The sequence below is a fragment of the Mesorhizobium sp. P2_D1 genome (assembly GCF_056404455.1).
Window position 1 is genome coordinate 1 of sequence record NZ_JBFUDZ010000198.1, and the last position, 524, is coordinate 524.

Here is a 524-nt window from a genome sequence, read left to right on the forward strand (position 1 = left end):
GGCTTTGGCCAACCGATGGCCGATCTCGCGGGCGGTCTCGCGCCGCTCTTGCGCGTTCAACGCGGCGGAGGAGATCAAACGATTGTGCGCGTGGCAGGGTCTGCCGGCGAAGCGGGCGGGGATATCTTGCCAACTGGGAAAGTCTATCAAGTCGACGCAGCCCGGAGCGACGAGTTGTGGGACCTTGTTCTGTCCGGCTGACACAAGTCGGTCCTTGCCACCGTTGACGATAGAGCCAACCAGAAGGTTCCCGAGCTCGGGAAGCGCGAAATCCATGACGGCGCAGAAATATCCTTGCGCGGCCAGATTTTCAAAAGCCATTCCGCCCATGCCAGTCGCATGAAACACCGCAAGTTCGAACCCTCGCTCTTCCAAGGGGCCCTTGAGTAGTCTCATGTAGGAAAGGCACGAGCTGCCAAGGCTCATCATGCCAATGATGGGACGATCCCGCTTCGGCGTTTCGACCGATTGCGCGGACCCCAAAACCGCGCCCGCAGCCTGGCTTAAAGACGACTTGCATATGG

Annotated in this window: 1 pseudogene; it reads right to left on the minus strand. The window is 59.9% G+C overall.

The features are described from left to right. Positions 1 to 524: pseudogene (locus AC1D0I_RS32945) on the minus strand (Tm-1-like ATP-binding domain-containing protein); the annotation flags it as partial.